We start from the raw sequence: 13,176 nt of genomic DNA, 5'->3' as shown, positions 1-13,176 counted from the left end.
TGGTCGAGGGGGGCCGCGCCACCCCCGTCATTCGATGGGGATCTCCTTTCCTCCGCGTCCGGGTTTTATCTGCACTTTCTTTAAGCGCAGTTCGAGAACGCCGTTCTTGAAACTGGTCGCGGCGTCCTCTCCCACTACGCTCGCAGGCAGGCGTATCAGCCGGCTCAGGGTGGCGTTCCCGCGCTCGTGGATGTAGTAGGCTCCCTCCCTCTCCTCGACCGGCCCGGCACGTCTTGCCGTTATCCGCAGGGTATGCGGGTTGAGCAGGTTGATCCGGATCGCGTCCTCCTCGGCGCCGGGCAGTTCCGCAACAACGATCACCTCATCGCCGTGGTCGAGGATATCCACCCGGAAGTCCGCGGATAGGCCCGGGAAGTCGCGGCTGCCCCCACGGGAGATCGCCGGCAGCCTGCCCGTATCCCGGTTCCAGGCGGCCCTGTCAACCCCTGGTTCCCTGTTGCTCGCGGCCTCATCCACGTCCCGGCGCCCGTTGCCGGGGGAATCGTCTTCTCTTCGTGTCATGCTCCTTGCCTCTTGCTGTCTGGTAGCCATCGGATGGCCGACCGCCACCCGGCGATCTCTCTTGAGCCGGCATACTTAACCCTTCGTACCGGGGGTTCCGGGCGCACCCGCGGGTTATCTCCTTCTGCAGCTGCACTCCGGTGGTGTATGTCTTGCGGTATTTCAGTCATGTCGGCACGGTGCCGTGCGGATAATTTGTCCTGTACCTTCGGTGCTACTCTCAGAGCATCCGAAAAGAACCTTCTTTGCGCCCCTTCCCACCGGCCGTTAGATTTTTGTGGCATGACCCGTATGGTGGGGAACCCCCGGGTTTTCCAGGGTGCAGGGGTGGGCGCAAGGGCGCGCCGCCTGTACCGCTGTACTGCCGGAGATGCCCGTGCCGACGGATTCGGCGGGGGTTACGGAGGGAGATGAGATGGCCCAATTCAGACCATTCGACATGGAGGGCATGCCGATAGAAGAGCAGCCCATGAGCTGGAAAGACATGGTTCCGGTCCCGTACGACAAAATGGCGGTCGATGCCTACACCCGGACCCGGATCATCCTCATGAACGGTATCGAGAACAACGCCGTCCTCACGTCGCACGCGATCGAGCGAATGCACCCGGATCCCGAGGTGAAGCGGTCGATGGCCCTGATGCGGCGGATCGACTCCCAGCAGCAGGAGCTGGTCAACTGGCTCAACCCGGCGGACCAGTCGATCGTCGAGACCACCCTCGGCTACGAGCAGGTGGCGGTCGACCTCACCGCGAACCTGGCGAAGAACGAGCCGGACCCCTACGTGAAGCAGACGCTGGACTTTGCGCTGCTCGAGGATTTCGACCATCTTTACCGCTACAGTTGCCTCTACGACTACATCGAGGGCGGCGATCCCGAAGTGATCGTCCAGGGCAAGACCGAGGTCAAGCCGGGCAGGCCGACGAGCATCGAGCACCGCCATCCCGACGACTCGATGCGCAAGCACTACGACAAGGATACGGCCGACATCAAGACGAAGATGAACTACGTCACGATCACTGCAGGCGAGCAGCAGACGATGCTCTTCTACCGGTCGCACGGGTTCATGTATCCTGACGAGATTGCACGGCAGCTCTACGCGGAGATCGCGGAGATCGAGGAGCAGCACGTGACCCAGTACGGGCTGCTCGGGGACCCGAACGAGACGATGCTTGAGAAGATGGCGATGCTGGAGCTCAACGAGGCCTATCTCTACCACTCTTGCGCAGAGACCGAGAGCGACCCGAGGATCCGGGGGATCTGGGAGAAGTTCATGAAGATGGAGATCACGCACTTCAACGAGTGCGCGAGGCTCATCAAGAAGATGGAGGGCCGGGATATCCGGGACATCGTGAAGGCCGACGTCATCGAGCCCCTGGTCGTCTTCGAGCAGAACAAGGACTACGTCAACAGCGTCATCGATGCTCAACTCGATCTCGCGCCGAGCAACATGGAGTTCGTGCGGATGCGCGACCTCCCGGACGACTGGGCGAGTTTCGGCTACCTGCGCGTCATGAACGCAAAGGGCGCCCCGAGCGAGGAGGTCGTCGGCAAAGCGGGCCCGAACCTTGCAGAGCGTGACCAGGCGGAGAACATCCGGAAGGTCAAGCAGGAGATGGCCCGCCGGGTCGAGAAGGGCATGGCAGCGGTGCCTGCCCGGTGATTTTTTTTTGCTGCGCAGAGTCGTTCCCCGGGACGTCGCCCTTCGCCGCTCGCACCCGACGGTGCTCAAACTCTGCTCTCGCCCGCACTTCGAGTGAGGTAAAGTACAGAGGTGGCAATAAATGCTCACGGGAAGAGCGACGGATGGGACATCCGGAGTTTGAGCACCGAAGGTGCGAAGAACGCGAAGTCAGCATAATTACCTGTAACTCCCTTCGCGGCTTCGCGTGAGTGGGTTGTGCAGATAACGATACGGCCTCGCGCGAAAGACACGAAGCCGCGAAGGACGCGAAGATCGGCGTATGGGCGTTGAACCCCCCCTCGCGCCGTTGGTGCATGAGTCCCTCCCCATCGAGGACGTCGCAGTTTGCGTGGCCTTGTTGAAACCCCTTTGCTCCAGATGGCTGTAGTCAGGGGTAACTCAGAGGCACGGCTTTCCACCGGGCTGCGCATCTGACGATGCTCGAAGGACGCTCCCTGAGGAGCATCCTACTGCGCACTTGCGGTGCTCGTGCTCCGGATGTTCGCACCTTCGGTGCTCATGCTCCCGCCCTAGCGGCCGGTCGCATTCCGTCCATCGCACGTCCAAGACCTTCGGTCTTCTCCTGCTCCTGCCCTTCGGCCAGTCGCATATCGCCACGCACTGCCCGCCCCCCTGGGGGCGGGAGGAGCGCGAAGCGCGGGTGGTGGGGGTTACAGAGACCCATTACAACGTGGAGACAGGGGAGGGGGAGACCCCCCTCCCCGTCAGCCCCACCCCCAATGGCGATAGTCACCACGGTCCACTGCATGAGGACATGCCCAAGAAAAAAGGCCGGCCCGGGGACAGGCCTGGTGTGGCACCACCCTCATCAGGGAAAAGATGAAGATCGGAACAGGGTTTCAACAGAGCCGTTCGCGTGAGACATGAGTCCTCAGGGAGAGCGCATGAGAGCGTCCTACGCTCCCTGCTCCGGCGGTTCGCCTCCCCCTACCTCCCTGAGCGTGAACAAAAACGCCGCCCCTTCTTCCGGATGCCCGGGCACCCGGTCTTCGACCCATATCCTTCCTCCGTAGCGCGCCACGAGCATCCAGCAGATCCGGAGCCCGAGACCCTGGCCGCTCCCCCGGGTCTCCCCCTGCTCGAACCGGGAGAACATTGCCTCCTTCGCGTCGTCCGGGACCCCGGGGCCGGTATCGGCGACGCTGACCTGGACCATTCCTTCCTCCTCCGCATCCTCGACGGTTATCCCTATCTTGACGCCCGGCCCGCCGTGCTTCACGGCGTTGCCGATCAGGTTCGTGAAGATCTCCGGCAGAAGGTCGTCGGCGAGGACCGCCACGCGCAGCCCGCCGTAGGTGATGCGGGCATCGGGGAAGTGGGCAATCTCCTCCCGGATCACCCGGTCGAGATCGACAGGCACAGGTCCGGCCTGTCTCTCACGGATCTTCCGGATCGTCGCAACGTTTGCCGTGATCTCGAGACTCTTTTTGATACCGGCCCGGAGTTTTCGGGCGTGTCGGGCCGGTTCTCCCTTGAGCTCGTCGATGAGCAGGTCGGCGTAGATGTTCGCGACGTTGTCGGCGTTCCGGATGTCGTGCGTGAGGATGTCGAGGTAGAGGTTCGCCTCCCGGTTCGCCGCTTCGAGCCGGGAGTACAGCACCCCCCGCAGGACCCCGGCCCCGAGCTCCCGGCCGACCGCCTCGAGGAGCCGCCGCCCCTCCTGCGAGGTCTCCCGGGCGGCGGTGTTCCCGATCACGAGCGCCCCGACGACCGAGGACTCGGCAACAAGCGGGATGAAAGCGAGGGAGGCAACGCCGAAGTCCGCGAGTACGTCCCGGTCCCGGCTTCCCGCGTCCTCCGTCCCCTCGACGAACCAGGGCTGGCCGGCGACGAAGACCCGGTTGTAGGGCCAGTGGCGGGCGTTGATGGCCCGGTTCTGCATCAGGGCGAACTCGGAGACCCCCCGGTGGCACCGGAGGACAGCCTGAATCCGGTCCCTCCCCTCCAGCATATAGATCAACCCGACATCGAATCCGAGGTTATCGAGGACCGCATCCAGCGTGTTGTCGAGCAGCTCGTTCAGGGTGAACGCGGATGCCGACGCGGTGATAACCGCGTTCAGGACCGCAAGCCTCCTGTTCCTGATACGGACCTCTTCTTCCGCCCGTATCCGCTCCGTGACTTCGGCAAGCGAGAAGACCAGCCCCTGGACGTCTCCCTTCGCATCCTTCACCGGCACGAGGCTCCAGTCCCAGTAGGTCGTCCCGCGTTCGGGCTGGTCTTTGTAGACGAACGGTTTTGCGTATATCCTGAACGCCTCCCCGGTATCCCGCACCCGCTGAAAGATTGCCTGGTTCTCCGGGTTCGGGAAGAGGTCGAAGTGTTTGCGGCCGAGGAGTTCCTCCTTCGAGTACCTGGATCCTTCCGCGTAAGCCGTGTTCACGCGGACGAACCGGAATTCGGCATCAAGGTAGGCGAGGTGGACGTCGGTGTACTCCATGACGGTTCGGAGGAGGTCGCGCTCTTCCGCGAGATCGGCCGCGAGCAGCCGCTCTCGCTCAGCATCTATCTGTTTCCTTCGGGTGATGTCCCGGGCGAGCCACCGGATCTCCGTAAGGGCTCCCCGGTCGTCCCGGACGGCCGTGGCCGAGAGGGAGACGGGAACGGGCTTTCCGGTCGCCGGCAGAACCCACACCTCGATCCCCCGCAGGGGTTCGGAGGCCCCGCTCGCGAGCCGCGCGATGAGGGCCCGGCAGGCCTCCCTGCATTCCGGGGCAATGGAATCGGTGCTGGGTGTCCCGATCAGGCTCTCCCTCTCCCTGCCGAGGAGGAGGGTTCCCGCCCGGTTCACGTCGAGGATCGTTCCTCGCGGGTCGCAGACGAAGTAGCCGTCGGGGGCGAGATCGAAGAGTTCCCGGTAGTGCCTGTGCTCCTGTTCGAGACGGCGGTACTTCTCCTCGCTCTCTTTCCTTGCAGTGATGTCGCTGACGAGAAGGGCCACCGTCCTGCTATCCGGGACCCGAACCGAGCACGCCATCCACCGGTCGGGGGCGATCCGGCATTTCAGTCCCGGGAGCGCTGTCCCTGCCCGGAGCGCCGTGAGGAGCCGCCCGGCTGCTTCCTGATCGGCGATGAGGGGTGCGATATGGGTGCGGACGAGCGCCATCCCGTCCGCCCCGGAGAGATCCCGCTCGTCCGGAAATGACAGGAGGCGGCGAAAGGCCCGGTTGACCCGCACGACTCTCCTCTCGGCATCAAGCAGGAGCAGACCGTCTTCGAGCTCGTCGAGGGAAAAGTCCGGAGCGGACCGGGTCGAAGGTGTCGTTGCGTGCATGGCGCGGTCGGTCTCCCTGATATTTCGGCTATGTTCGGAAGAGAAGATTCTGATGTGGGTTGTAATAAAGGTAGGCAGAATGAGTTCCGGCGTGCCCGGTTCTCCAGCCTGATGCAATGTTCATCGGCATTCCTATCTGACGGCTGGATAAAGACTTTGCTTTTCGGCGCTGCCCGGTGGCGGTGGTGCGGCCGCTCAACCTTCCGGCAGAGCGCTTCTTGCTTCGCGGGCGAAAGCCAGGGTTCTCTCGGGGTTGCGAACGCCGTTTTTCTTGACGCCGGTATGCACGTCGACTCCGTACGGGCGGACTTTCCGTATCGCCTCTCTGACATTCTCCGGCCTGAGTCCTCCTGCGAGTATCACGGGAATCGCCGAATTTGCGACGATCTTTGCACTGATATTCCAGTCGTGAGCGATTCCCGTTCCCCCGATCTTCTCTGCCGTCCTGGTGTCGAGAATGAGCGCATCGGCGTAAGGTTCATAGAGTTTTCCCGTCTCGATGGCTGATGCGTCTGTCACGTGAACGGCTTTCACGATCTTGAGGTACGGGAGAGCGTCGCGGATGACATCCAGTTCGGAGGGTTCGACGGTATTCTGAACCTGCAGCGTCGTGCAGCACGAGTCTCTCACCAGCCCGATCAGGTCTTCCGTCTCCTGCAGGTGAGTGACCGCGACCGGCTCGATGAACGGCGGGAGATGGCGTATCATCTCCGCGGCTTCTGCCGCCGCTACGAAATCACTGCTCTGATGAGTCACGCCCATGATGAAGCCCATAGCATCGCAGCCCGCATCGATTGCACACCGCATATCCGCAAGACTGGCTGTTCCACAGAATTTGATGCGCATCAGATTCTCTCTGTCTTAATGGTAGATAGGCTATCTGCATGGCCGGAAGGCGCAACGACACATCCGTGACACCGGGTGATGGCGGCAGATGCAGGTCGGCGGGGCCGTGGCGGTGATGGTGAGGCTGATGGAGTCTTAACCACGTGAGATCCCGCCCCGCTCTCTCTGGACGATACTGTTATCTATTCTGACCGATGTGTCAGGAACGGCACCCGGGGGAGTATATGTGGACCAGGATATTATTGAGGCGATCAGGCAGGATCATGAGGAGATCCTGAAGGTGCTGGGCGATCTGGAAGTGCACGAGCGCGCAAGCTCCGAGACCTACAGCGTTGCCAGGGGATTGCTGTACTCGCATATGTACGGTGAGGAAGTGACGATATACGAGCGGATGAGGTCGGAAATGAATGAACGCATTGAAGATGCCCTCGCCGAACACAACTCGATCAGGATCGGCCTGGATCGACTGGACAGGATTGAGATTACCGGAACGGAGTGGGCCCCTGCCATCCACGATCTGAAACGGCGGGTGCAATTCCACATCGATAGCGAAGAGCGGCTGCTCAAGGCGGCCGAATCGTTCCTTGACAGATCAGAGCGGTTCGAGATGAAAGAACGCTTCCGGCGCGCCCAAGGGGAGCAATCGGGTTATACTCTGGCGTAGTGGAAATCTGCCGTCCGAAAGGGCGGTCCGACCTTTTCTTATTCCCATCTGTGCGGATCGGAGCATCGGAAGGACTTTTCCGGGTTGAGCCCTCGCAATCTCCATAATCATTTTTGGAAGCGAAGGCGTCAGAAAAGTTGCTCGAAGTGCCCCCGCCCGGATTTGAACCGGGGACAACCAGATCTTCAGTCTGGCGCTCTCCCAGTCTGAGCTACAGGGGCTTCTGCCTTACAATGTTGTCGGTCGTCCCTAATAAATTCTGTCCTCGCCGGACGGGCACCCTCCCGTACCCGGGTGGCGGGACGACAGCGGACCCCAAACCGCCTGTTTATCACGTTGTACATCGATGTTAAAGAGCAATGGGCCGAAGCGATCAGAAGCCGGATACCCGGGGCACGAACCTTATGCAGGCGCTCTCCGGAAGGACTGAGACCGTCGTGCACCTCACGCACAATGACCTCGACGCCGTCGGGAGCGATGCCATTCACCGGAGGAAGCACGGGGACGTCTTTACGATCTGGGCTTCGGTCGGCAAGTTCCCCTCCCTCCTCGACGCCGTGGCAGGCTCTCCGGGGCGGGGGGATCTCCTCAGCATATCGGATATCGGGTATCAGCGGGGCGTCGAGCAGCGGCTGGCGAAGGCGCGGTCGAACGGATGGCGGATCGAGTGGCGCGACCACCACCGCTGGAAAGACGAGGAGGTCCGGGCCGTCGAGAAGAAGACGAGCCTCCTCCACATCGATGTCGCCACCTGCGCCACCGGGATCGTCGCACGCGACCTTGCCCCCGATGATCCGGTGGCAGCAGAGATCGCGCGGGTCGTCTGCGACTACGACCTCTGGAAGCACCGGGACCCCCGGTCGAAGATGCTCGGCCAGGTGGTGATGCGGAAGGGCTGCCGGGAGTACGTCCGCGACAATTTTGTTGGGGGGACGATCGTCGATGCGAGGATCGAGAGCGAGTACGGGCGGATCGTCCGGGAGATGGAGCACGACATCGGAAAGAGTCTCAAGCACACCACCATCATCGCCGATGGCCGTTACCGGATCGCATTCGCTCCCCTTTACGGCTACCCGAGCGAGACCGCCCACGCCATCCGCGACGAACTCGGCACCGATATCGAGGTGGTTGTCTCCTCAAACGGCCGCATCTCCATCCGGTCCGTTCCCCCGATCAGCCACCTCATCGCCCGCGAGTTCTCCGGCGGGGGCCACCCCAACGCGGCCGGGGGCACGTTTGAGTTCAGCCTCCTCGACCGGCTCCTCTTCTGGCTCGTGAAAAGGAACCGTCATTACCGCCGCCTGGCGGAGAAGGCGGAGTCTATCGAGGAATGAACGCCCGCTCGACCAGGCTCTTCCAGTAGTCCGGGCAGGATTCCTCGCAGTAGCCGCCGGCCTCGAGCATATCCGGGTCGACGAGTTCGGCCGCCGCCGCAAGGTCTTTAGCCTCCGGGTCGAGGAGAATCAGCTTCCGGACACGGAACCGCTCCATCAGGTCCGCCGCCTGGTTAAGGTCGTTTGCCGGGAGGACGAGAGCGCCCTGGTACTCGAGCAGCAGTTCGAGGTCGAATGTCTCCGGGTTTCTCGGGAAGAAGAGGATTTTTCTGCCCGCAAGCACCTCGAGTTCGATCGCATCCGCCTCATCTGCGACCAGGACGTGGCCCTGAACGCCTGCATCCCGCATCTCCCGCGCAAGACGGGCGTAGAGGGCCGCTATCGTCTCGGAGAACTCTTCTTCGTCTTCAATGCAGGCGTCGCGAAACCCGAGCACGTGGGGGGCGGGGAGGGATACCCATGCATCTTTACGTCTTGCCCTGACAAACCGGGCATCGTCGGCCACGACTGCCGGGTCGATCCCCGGTTCGCCGACGAGCACCCCGTCCTCCATGCCGAGGAATGCCCCGCTCAACCGCTCGCCGTAGAAGACGCCGCCTGCGGCCGGTACCGCAACCCCTTCCTGGACGTCGAGCGACCGCTCGAGCCGGTAGGTGGTAAGATCCGCTTCCACCCCTCTCTTCCCCTTCAGCCACTCCGCGAGTTCGGGAACGGCAGGCGTTCCGACCTCGGAGCCGAACGACCTCACCGGGATTCTAATCTGTCGTGCCATGCGCTGGTATCTTTATTAGCATCGCAACCAGAGTAAATAAGGATGAGTGGTAAGCCGTTGCTGGTAACGTGCGGGCTCCCGTACACGAACGGTCCCTGCCATATCGGGCACCTGCGGACCTACGTGCCGGCGGATTTCTACGTGCGGTATATGCGCCGGTCCGGGGAGGAGGTCGTCTTTGTATGCGGTTCCGATAACCACGGAACCCCGATCGTGATCAGCGCCGAGCAGGAGGGCTCGACCCCCCGCGCCCTCTCGGAGCGTTATCACCAGCACTTCTACGATACGTTCCGGCGGATGGAGGTCGTCTTCGACCGGTTCGGCATGACCGACGACGCCATGAACCACGAGACCACCTGTTCGATCGTCGAGCGGCTCATCGAGAACGGCTACGTCTACGCAGAGACCGTCAGCCAGAGTTACTGCCCGGACTGCGAGCGGTTCCTCCCGGACCGATACGTGGAGGGGATCTGCCCCCACTGCGGTGCGGTCGCCCGGGGCGACGAGTGCGACCAGGGGTGCGGGCAGCACTTGGAGCCCGGCGAGATCAGGGACGCGATCTGCAAGGTCTGCGGTGGTAAGGCGGAATACCGGGAGCAGGAGCACTACTTCTTCAAGCTCTCGGCGTTCCGGGAGTTCCTCCTCGACTACCTCCCCGACCTCCGGGGCACGTCCACCGCCCGGAACTACGCCCTCGGCTGGGTGAAGGAACTCCTGCACGACTGGTGCATCACCCGGACGCTCGACTGGGGCGTCAAGTTCCCCGGGAGCGACGACCTCGTCGTCTACGTCTGGGTCGACGCGCCCATCGGCTACATATCGTTCACGAAGGAGTGGGCACAGAATGCCGGCGCCGACTGGAAGGACTACTGGTGCGGCGACGAGACCCGTGTCACGCACTTCATCGGCGGGGACATCATCTACCATCACTGCATCTTCTGGCCCGCGCTCCTCAAGGCGGCGGGCTACGGCCTCCCGTATGCGGTGGTCGCGAGCGGCATGGTCACGATCGAGGGCAAAAAGTTCTCGAAGTCCCGCGGCTACGTCGTCTGGACGAACGACGACTACCTTGATGTGGGGCTCCCGGCGGACTACCTCCGCTACTACCTCCTCTCCTACACCAACCACACGAAGGAACTCGACTTCTCCTGGAAGGTCTACGCCGAGCGGGTGAACAACGAGATCGTCGGGACGCTCGGGAACTTCATCTACCGGACGATGTATTTCGCCGAGAAGGAGTTCGGCGGCGTGCCCGACCTCGCCCCCCGGCCGGAGGTCGTCGAGGAGATCGAGCGGTCGCTCGCCGGAATCGATGCCCGGATGCGGGACTACGACTTCAAGAACGCCGTCGATTCGATGATGACTTTAGTGTCATTTGGGAACGTCTACATCCAGAACAACGCCCCCTGGAAGCTGATCAAGGAGGACCGAGGAGCAGCGGAGCAGGTGATCGCCGACTGTCTCCAGATCGTGAAAGCGCTCGTCCTGACTTTTGAGCCCCTGATGCCCGAGTCGATGCAGCGGGCCTGGACGATGCTCGGCTACGAGGACAGCATCGCGGATCACCCGATCGCCGAGGCCACGGCGCCGGTGGGAGCCAGAGCGCTTGCAAAGCCCGTCCCTCTGTTTGAAAAGATCGAGAAGGACCGGATCGCCGAACTCGAAAAGACGCTCAACCTGCGGGTCGAGGAGGCAAAAGCGGCCGCCGAACCGAAGATGCCCACCGTCACCATCGAGGAGTTCGGAAATCTCGACATCCGGATAGCAAGGGTCGTCTCGGCCGAGCCGATCAAGGGCTCGAAGAAACTTTACAAACTCGTCGTCGACCTTGGAAGCGAGAAGCGCCAGGTGGTCAGCGGCATCGCAGAGTTCTACGCCCCCGACGAGCTGGTGGGCAAAGACGTGGCGCTGATCGCGAACCTTGCGCCCGCAAAGATCTTCGGCGTCGAGAGCAGGGGGATGATCCTCGCCGCCGGCGACGAGGCCTCCCTCCTCGTCCCCCTCCGCCCGGTCAGGCCGGGGACGAAGGTGCGTTGAGAAGGGCGGCCCGATCACTCCTTTTCGAAGGCAACAATGCGCCGTTGCCCGCAGTGTGGGTTGAATTCGAAACCGTGACTTTTGAGAAAGAGAGAAGACGGGCCTGGAGGGATTCGAACCCCCGGCATCCGGGTTAGAAGCCCGGCGCTATGTCCTGGCTAAGCCACAGACCCCTGTGGTATTCCCATACATTTTGGGTGTCCGGGGATATTAACCCTTTGAGGACCCTACTGCGCCCGCACCTTGCGGTGTTCGAGCTCCGCCCCTCCGGCCCGTCGCACTTCGAAGACCTTCGGCCTTCTCGAGCTCCTTTCCCTTCGGGAAAGTCGCACAGAAAAAAAGAGGAGCGTATCAGCCGGCCCGGTAACATGCCGACCGGATGATCTCGACCTTCGTCGGGTCCCCCCACTTCCGCCCTTCGACGTCGCGGGCGATGGTCGTCCCCCGGAACTGGACCTTGATCCGGGCCGACATCCGCTCCCGCTCCTCGAAGAAGAACGGATTGGCGATCTCGATCCGCCTCATGCCGATGCTGAGAGCAAGGAGGTCTACCACGATCCCCGGATCTCCGGGCGAGAGGTCTTCCTCGTTGACCGACGTTATGAAGATACACTCCCCCGGGGTGGTCTCGGTCAGCGTGATGATGTTGTGGGCGCTGTTCAGCTCGAGGGTGCGGGCCTTGCCGGTCTTGAGTTCGGCAATGACCGATGGCGAAATTCCGGTTAACGCTGCGTACTTCATGGTCATCACCCGTACATCGGCAGCTGCTCTCTCCGGGGCGGGGCCTCGGTCTTCTGTACCTGCTCGGCGATCTGGGACATCGCCGCCTCGATCTCAACTGCCTGCTCGAGCAGCGGCTGGATGTCCAGGTTGAGGTTGTAGATCTTGTTCAAGACCTCGATCGTGGCCGCGGAGGACCGCGGGTCGGGGGTGTTCACCGTCTCCCCGAGCAGCCCTATCCCCGGGATGCCCCGTGTCTTGCACTCCGTAAGGATGCTTGCAGCGACGCCGGAGATGCTTCCCATGGGAAGGATGATCGTGTCGTCCGAGACACGCTGCAGCGCCCCGCTGCTGGTCGCGACCCCGAAGACCCTTTTTTCCGATTCGTTCGTGATGATTCCTGCAATCGTGACGATCTCCCGGATGTCGAACTGGGTGAGCCAGTCCATGATGCCGTTCGCCACCTCGTAGCAGATCATCGGGTGGATAGGGACGTCGGAGACGACCGCGGTGAGGTGATCCTTCTCATAGAGGCGCACGGGAGCGTTGATCACCCCCCTCGTCATGAGGGCGACCGGCGGGAAGTATTTGCTCGTGATCGACCCAATCTGTTCGAACTCCATCTGTTCAACGAGGTATTGCAGGGCAATACTCCCGACGAGCCCGCTGCCGGGGAACCCGATCAGCACCGTTTTTTCGGCGCCGGCGAGCGCTCTGGATATGACCTTTATATCGTCCATGGGATCAATCACTCACTCCTGGATTAATTTAACATAGCTGGGTGTCCCTTAAAAATATTATGCAGGAATACCAGATCAAGCGCGGATACACGAAACAACTCGCAGAATCCATGATTCAGGGTCTCCGTGACCAGTTCGGGACCGAACCCGCGGCCTCAGAGAACGGCCACTACACCATCGCCTACGGAGCGCTCCTGCGCCTTGAAGTCTGGTCCGGTTCGGGGGGCAAGACCCTGGTCGTCGATACCGAGGCGGACAAAAGCGCCGACGACGAGACGATCATCGACACCAACCGCCGGTTCCGGAACTACCTCCAGCAGGTCACCGGGTATACGGCAAAAGAGCGGGCGAAGAAGGCCCAGCAGGCCGTTAAGGGGAAAGAGTGACCGGATAATCCTTTTCGGCGGGGCATTTCTTCTTTTTTGCGGGCTACAATTCCGCACTCTTCATGCCGATTTTCGGTGCAGCGGGTAGGGTGCTCCTGCCGTTCTGATGTCAATCGCATGAACCCGTGTACGGATTTCGAGGGGATATCGCGCTTGGGGGTGGGGCTGACGGGGAGGGG

At 62.2% G+C, this 13,176-nt stretch carries 11 protein-coding genes and 2 tRNA genes; 5 read left to right on the top strand and 8 right to left on the bottom strand.

What is annotated here, in order from left to right; all coding sequences use genetic code 11:
* Positions 1 to 27 precede the first annotated feature (27 nt).
* Positions 28 to 522: an Hsp20/alpha crystallin family protein gene (locus BRA62_RS08925; protein ID WP_292366218.1), complete on the bottom strand. Its 495-nt coding sequence runs from the start codon at positions 520 to 522 to the stop codon at positions 28 to 30.
* 415 nt (positions 523 to 937) lie between these two features.
* Here BRA62_RS08925 and BRA62_RS08920 point away from each other — a divergent pair, with 415 nt between their 5' ends.
* On the top strand, positions 938 to 2,182 hold the full coding sequence (locus BRA62_RS08920) for a hypothetical protein (protein WP_292366217.1): 1,245 nt from the start codon (positions 938 to 940) through the stop codon (positions 2,180 to 2,182).
* 937 nt (positions 2,183 to 3,119) lie between these two features.
* Here the strand turns inward: BRA62_RS08920 and BRA62_RS08915 are convergent.
* Both BRA62_RS08915 and BRA62_RS08910 read right to left on the bottom strand, forming a co-directional pair.
* Positions 3,120 to 5,498 carry a PAS domain-containing sensor histidine kinase gene (locus BRA62_RS08915; RefSeq protein ID WP_292366216.1) on the bottom strand — a complete coding sequence of 793 codons (2,379 nt, stop codon included), beginning with the start codon at positions 5,496 to 5,498 and terminating at the stop codon, positions 3,120 to 3,122.
* A 195-nt stretch (positions 5,499 to 5,693) separates the two neighbouring features.
* Complete coding sequence (locus BRA62_RS08910) at positions 5,694 to 6,344, bottom strand: phosphoribosylanthranilate isomerase (protein ID WP_292366215.1); 651 nt, start codon at positions 6,342 to 6,344, stop codon at positions 5,694 to 5,696.
* A 226-nt stretch (positions 6,345 to 6,570) separates the two neighbouring features.
* On the opposite strand from BRA62_RS08910, the gene BRA62_RS08905 reads away from it, so the two are divergent.
* Positions 6,571 to 7,008 (top strand): hemerythrin domain-containing protein, encoded by a 438-nt coding sequence (locus tag BRA62_RS08905; RefSeq protein WP_292366214.1) that lies wholly within the window; start codon positions 6,571 to 6,573, stop codon positions 7,006 to 7,008.
* 147 nt (positions 7,009 to 7,155) lie between these two features.
* Here BRA62_RS08905 and BRA62_RS08900 read toward each other — a convergent pair.
* Positions 7,156 to 7,229, bottom strand: a tRNA-Phe gene (locus BRA62_RS08900).
* Between the two features lie 138 nt (positions 7,230 to 7,367).
* On the opposite strand from BRA62_RS08900, the gene BRA62_RS08895 reads away from it, so the two are divergent.
* On the top strand, positions 7,368 to 8,342 hold the full coding sequence (locus tag BRA62_RS08895; protein WP_292366213.1) for a DHH family phosphoesterase: 975 nt from the start codon (positions 7,368 to 7,370) through the stop codon (positions 8,340 to 8,342).
* On the opposite strand, the gene BRA62_RS08890 is transcribed toward BRA62_RS08895, so the two are convergent.
* On the bottom strand, positions 8,329 to 9,114 hold the full coding sequence (locus tag BRA62_RS08890) for a hypothetical protein (RefSeq protein ID WP_292366212.1): 786 nt from the start codon (positions 9,112 to 9,114) through the stop codon (positions 8,329 to 8,331). The two genes, BRA62_RS08895 and BRA62_RS08890, sit on opposite strands and share 14 nt — an antisense overlap.
* A 42-nt stretch (positions 9,115 to 9,156) precedes the next feature.
* Here BRA62_RS08890 and metG point away from each other — a divergent pair, with 42 nt between their 5' ends.
* Positions 9,157 to 11,151 (top strand): methionine--tRNA ligase, encoded by a 1,995-nt coding sequence (gene metG / locus BRA62_RS08885; RefSeq protein WP_292366211.1) that lies wholly within the window; start codon positions 9,157 to 9,159, stop codon positions 11,149 to 11,151.
* Between the two features lie 98 nt (positions 11,152 to 11,249).
* Here metG and BRA62_RS08880 read toward each other — a convergent pair.
* The 3 genes from BRA62_RS08880 to BRA62_RS08870 form a co-directional block, all read right to left on the bottom strand.
* A tRNA-Arg gene (locus tag BRA62_RS08880) sits at positions 11,250 to 11,324 on the bottom strand.
* A gap of 178 nt (positions 11,325 to 11,502) precedes the next feature.
* Positions 11,503 to 11,892 (bottom strand): DUF473 domain-containing protein, encoded by a 390-nt coding sequence (locus BRA62_RS08875; protein ID WP_292366210.1) that lies wholly within the window; start codon positions 11,890 to 11,892, stop codon positions 11,503 to 11,505.
* A 5-nt stretch (positions 11,893 to 11,897) separates the two neighbouring features.
* A complete protein-coding gene (locus BRA62_RS08870; RefSeq protein WP_292366209.1) occupies positions 11,898 to 12,611 on the bottom strand; it encodes a proteasome assembly chaperone family protein in 714 nt (237 codons plus the stop codon).
* Between the two features lie 59 nt (positions 12,612 to 12,670).
* Here BRA62_RS08870 and BRA62_RS08865 point away from each other — a divergent pair, with 59 nt between their 5' ends.
* A complete protein-coding gene (locus tag BRA62_RS08865; RefSeq protein WP_292366208.1) occupies positions 12,671 to 12,997 on the top strand; it encodes a DUF5611 family protein in 327 nt (108 codons plus the stop codon).
* The last annotated feature ends 179 nt before the right edge of the window (positions 12,998 to 13,176 follow it).

Source organism: Methanoculleus sp. UBA208, from assembly GCF_002498065.1.
In the GTDB taxonomy this organism is placed as follows: Archaea; Halobacteriota; Methanomicrobia; order Methanomicrobiales; family Methanoculleaceae; genus Methanoculleus.
This window is presented reverse-complemented; position numbering and strand designations above follow the sequence as displayed.